The sequence below is a fragment of the Streptomyces sp. NPDC001450 genome (assembly GCF_053597295.1).
The window spans coordinates 1-1,719 of the sequence record NZ_JBSFHY010000142.1; the positions used below are offsets into that span (position 1 = coordinate 1).

The following is a 1,719-nucleotide window of genomic DNA, read 5'->3' on the forward strand; positions in this document are numbered from 1 at the left end:
GGCAGCAGCGGTGCCGGCCCGGCCGGACGAGCACCCTGCAGGCGCCCGCAGGCCGAGGGCGGCAGAGGGCTGGGCAGGGTGGCCTGCAGAACACGCTGCTCGTCCAGGACCTGCAGGACTTTCCCGTCGAGCCGGAGGGTGACCCGCTGTCCGGCGAACGGCCAGCCGACCAGGACCTTGTCACCGCCCAGGCCGACGTAGCCGACCGCGTTGACGGTCCGGTCCACCTCCACCGCCCCCTTCGTGTCCTTCGCCGGGCCGGGGTCGTCCGCCCAGGGTCCAGCAGGTCGGGCGCCCCCGCCTGCCAGCAGGGCTTTGAGATCCCGGCCGGACAGCTTCGAGGGCAGCGTCTTGTGCCGGCCGCCGCCGATAAGAACGTGCAGCCGGTTCACGTCGATCCGCAGGGTCACCGTGGTGCCCGCCAGAGCCGGGCCGAACCAGATCTGCTGCCCACGCAGGCTCAGGTTCCCCGACGCGGGAACCACCCGCTCCAGCTCGATCGCGCCGACCTCACCCTCGGCCATCGGCCAGGAAACCGGCTCGGCCGGAGGCACTGGGACATCCGGATTCGGGACCGGGTCGAGGCGGGCGGGCAGGACCACCGGCAGCGCATCCTGCTCGGACCGCGGCCGGGGAACGAACCGGCTGCCCGGGACGGCCATGTCCAGGGACTGATGCGGCCGCATCCGGTTGTAGTCCTCCAGCCAGGCATCCACCACCGCCTGCGCCGTGGCCAGGTCGACGAACGGTTCATGGCCGTCGAGGAGTTCACGCCGCAGAGTCTGATGGAAGCGTTCGATCTTCCCCGTGGTCGTCGGGGACTGCGGCTTCGTCAGCCGGTGCGCGATGCCGTTCTCCCGGCAGATCCGGTCGAACATCGTCTCTCCCGGCTTGCCGGAGCCGAAGCGGGCGGTGAACTGCTTGCCGTTGTCCGTCAGCACCTCGCCGGGCACTCCGAACCGCAACAGCGCCTCGCCGAAGGCCAGACACACCGCCCGGGCCGTGGCCCGCTGCACCACCTTCGCGATCACCATGAACCGGGAGTGGTCATCGATCCCGGTGACCATCTTGCACTCGCTGCCGTCCGCCAGCAGGACACCCCCGACAATGTCCATCTGCCACAGCTCCATCGCCGTCGACCGCTCCCACCTGCGGTAATCCGCCCGGCGCCGCTTGCGCACCCCGGGCTCGACCAGACCGTTGCGCACCAGAATCCGGTAGACCGTCGCCCTGGACGGCACCGGCGTGATGCCCCTGCGTCCCAGCTCGTGCACCAGCCTGCGCGGGCCCCAGCCGGGATGCCGGCGCCGTAACTCACACACCACCGCCTCCACCTCCCCGGCGATCCGGTGCGGACACGAGGCCGGCCGGTGCGACCGGTCCGCCAATCCCGGCAGACCCGACTGCTCGTACTTGCGCACCCAGGAGTGCACCGACTGCCTCGACACCCCATACCGGGCGGCGACTTGGGTGACCGGAACCCCCGCGGCGACCTCCATCACCGCGTGATACCGCTGCTCGACCACGCTCAGCTCCACCAGCACGGCCCCGGCCCTCCCTGCACGCGGATCAGACGCGCACAGCCAAGCCGAGGCAAGCGGTGTCAAGCATCAAGTGAAGCCACAACGTCAAGCATCAACCGAGACAAGACAAGAGCCCAGCGCAGCAGAGCTGTTCAGAGTTTCTTTACTGGATCAAGGCGGCCCGCCTACGGCGGGC

Annotated in this window: 1 protein-coding gene; it reads right to left on the reverse strand. The window is 70.2% G+C overall.

The window, feature by feature from the left end; all coding sequences use genetic code 11:
• Nucleotides 1-1,532, reverse strand: a 1,532-nt coding sequence (locus ACWC5O_RS45420) for an IS481 family transposase (protein ID WP_450781390.1), incomplete at its 3' end; no start/stop codon positions are given.
• Nucleotides 1,533-1,719: the final 187 nt, after the last annotated feature.